At 72.1% G+C, this 3273-nt stretch carries 2 protein-coding genes; one reads left to right on the forward strand and one right to left on the reverse strand.

Annotated features, from left to right (window positions below; genetic code table 11):
• Nucleotides 1–820: AMP-binding protein (locus RIN80_RS25965; protein ID WP_309098080.1), on the forward strand; the 820-nt coding region annotated here is incomplete at its 5' end.
• A 627-nt stretch (nt 821–1447) separates the two neighbouring features.
• Here RIN80_RS25965 and RIN80_RS25970 read toward each other — a convergent pair.
• Nucleotides 1448–3273, reverse strand: a 1826-nt coding sequence (locus RIN80_RS25970; protein ID WP_375141818.1) for a sulfatase, incomplete at its 5' end; no start/stop codon positions are given.

Raw genomic sequence — 3273 nt, forward strand, 5'->3', positions numbered from 1 at the left:
CGGCGACCGGCTCCTCGACCTCGTCGAAGCGGGCCGTGTCGACAGCCTGTTCGCCCCGCCGACCGTGTGGATCGCCCTGTCCCACCGCCCCGACTTCGCCGCCCGCGATCTGAGCGGCCTGCGCAAGGCCTACTACGGGGCGTCGATCATGCCGGTCCCGGTCCTCGAACGGCTGACGGAGCGTCTGCCGGGGCTCGCCTTCTACAACTGCTTCGGCCAGAGCGAGATCGGCCCCCTGGCGACCGTCCTCGGCCCTCAGGAGCACAAGGGCCGCATGGACTCCTGCGGCCGGCCCGTCCTGTTCGTCGACGCCCGGGTGGTCGACGAGGACGGCAACGACGTTCCCGACGGCACTCCGGGCGAAATCGTCTACCGTTCCCCCCAACTGTGCGAGGGGTACTGGGACAAGCCCGAGGAGACCGCCGAGGCGTTCCGCGACGGCTGGTTCCGCTCCGGCGACCTCGCGGTGCGCGACGTGCACGGCTACTACACGATCGTCGACCGCGTGAAGGACGTCATCAACTCCGGTGGAGTCGTCATCGCCTCCCGCCAGGTCGAGGACGCCCTGTACACGCACCCCGCCGTCGCCGAGGCGGCCGTCGTGGGCCTGCCCGACGAACGCTGGATCGAGGCCGTGACGGCGATCGTCGTCCCCCGCGCGGCCGTCACGGAGGCGGAGCTGATCGACCACGTCCGCGAGCGGCTCACGCCCTTCAAGGCGCCGAAGCGCGTGGTGTTCGTCGACGAACTCCCGCGCAACGCCAGCGGGAAGATCCTCAAACGCCGGCTCAGGGACGAACTCGGAAAGGACCGGACCTAGTCCGGCCGGAGATCCCGCTGGTGCCGGACCGGCCCCGGGCGCCAGGATCGACGGCGTGCCGGTATGCGACGCCCCGGGGTGGCCCGCGACGGCCGACGACCGGCCCACGGCGGCCCGGCTCAGGGACTCGGAGCCCTGGTTCGCGGACGCGTTCCCGACGTTCGAGGCCCAACTGAAACGGTTCGGGCGACTTCGACTCGGTGTGCGTGCCGTTCTTCCCCGGGCGCTGGGACGACACCGCCCGCGCCGCCGCGGACCGCGATGAGGCCGAGACCGACGACGAGGCGGCCGACGTCCACGGCGGTGACGGCGCCTGCGAACCGGACCCGCGGCGTCCTGGCGCGGCTCACCGCCCCGGTGTTCGTCCCGGCCGGCGGGGCCGACGGCGGACCGGCCCCGGCCCCGGCCCGCCGCACCGCCGGCGTCTTCCCGCACGCCGAGCGCGTGGTCCAGCCGGGCGCGTGGGTAGGGTCCCTGACGATCGATCAGGACCTGATGGACGCCGCACCACCCGTGGCTCGACGATCCGGAGTGGTTCACGCGTCGCGTGGCGTCCTTCTCCTCCTGACCGGCCCGTCGCCCGCAGCGGCTGTCGGCCGGCGCCCCGCGTGGCAGTGGTGGCCCGCCTCAGCCCTGCGGACCGTACGCCGTCATGAAACGGTCGCGGAACTCGTCCATGCCCCACCTCGGCGCGTCCGGGGCCGGCTTGAGGCCGTCGCTCCAGCCCCAGTCGGCCACCCGGTCCAGGACCTTCTCGTCGTGGGCGACGATCGTGACGGGCACGTCCTTGCCGGTGTCCCCGGCGGTGACGGTCGGCACCGGCTGGTGGTCGCCGAGGAAGACCAGCACCGTGTCCTCGTCGCCGTAGCGCTCCATCCATTCGGTGAGGCTGCGGATCGAGTACTCGATGGCCTTGCGGTACTCGGCGCGCACCTTCTCCGGGTCCTTCCAGACCTCGGCCGGGTCGGTGCCCTCCTTCTTGATCCGGTGGAACACCGAGCCGTCGCCGAGGTCCTCCCAGTCGATCATCCGCGCGAGGGGCGACCAGGGGTTGTGGCTGGAGGCCAGGATGATCTCCGCCATGATCGGCTCACGGTCCTCCTTGCCGTGCTCCAGGCGCTGGAAGGCCTCCAGGCTGAACTGGTCGGGCACGGGCGTCCAGCTGAAGTACGGCCCGTGGTAGCCGAGGTGCTCGGAGTCGTAGATGTGGTCCAGGCCGAAGAACTTGCCTTCGGGCCAGGCCCGCCGCACGCCCGGCACGATGCCGACGGTCCGCCAGGCACCCGTCCTGCCGAAGTACTTGGTCAGCGTCATGCGATCGCTGGTGGTCAGACTGCGGTACCGCTGCTGGTTCTTGATCCACAGCCCGGACAGGAACGTCGAGTGGGCCAGCCAGCTGCCCGCACCCGTCACCGGCGACCGCAGCCAGCCGCTGCGCGACTCGAACCCGGCCGCCTTCAGCCTGCCGGTGCCCTCCTTGAGCACCGCGTCGGTCTGTTCCGCCATCGCCGGGTCGTCGATCGCCACCCGGCCGTAGCTCTCGATGAAGGTGAACAGGACGTCCTTGCCGCGCAGTCCGGTCAGCAGACGGTCGGGCGGGGTCTTCGCGAAGGCGTCCACGGCGGCCTGCTGCTCGAAGACACGGGCGTCCTTCAGGCCCGCGCGGACCTGCTCCACGCGGTTGCCGATGAACTCGGCGTTGCCCTTGGTGGCGATCGGTACCGTGCCGAGCTGCACCCCCAGGGTCATGCAGGTGATCCACGCCGTGCCGAGGATCAGTGTCGTACGGGCGGCGACGGGGCGGTGCCGCACCATGAGGTTCGTCAGCCGCACCACCGCGAGCGTCGTGAGCACGAGCACGGCGGCGAACAGGACGAGCACGCCGATCACGGCCAGCACCTGGCCGGTCCGGCCGAAGGTCTCCCGGAGGAAGTCGGTGGCGTGCTCGATGAGGATCCAGTCCAGGACCAGGTCGAACGGCCGGGCCAGCACCTGGTAGAAGCCCATGTCGACGAACTTCAGGATCGTGATCAGCCCGAGGAACGCGCCCGTCACGACCGCCGTGATCCGCCGGGGCCGCGCGGGGAGCGCGAGCAGCAGTCCCGCGAGCAGCACTCCTTCGGCCGGGATCCGCACGAACGAGGCGAACTCGATCCGCTCGAGCCGGTTGGGCACGAGCAGCGCGAACACCACGAGCGCCCCGGCCAGGACGGTCGTGCCCACGGAGACGCCCCGTGCGGCCCGTGGGTAGCGCCGCCGCCATCCGAACCAGCCGGGCCGGACCGCGCTCGCCGCGGGCCCCGGGATGCCCTCGGCGGCCGGCTGCGGCGGGCCGCCCTCCCGGTGTGCGGCGCTGAGCGGCGCAGCGGTGACGGCCGTGCCGTGGGCCTTGGCCGGGGCCGGATCGCTGTCCGGCTCCGCCGTGCCCGGAAGGCTCTGCGGCTCGACCCCAC

The sequence above is a fragment of the Streptomyces sp. genome, from assembly GCF_031181705.1.
Classification (GTDB): Bacteria; Actinomycetota; Actinomycetes; order Streptomycetales; family Streptomycetaceae; genus Streptomyces.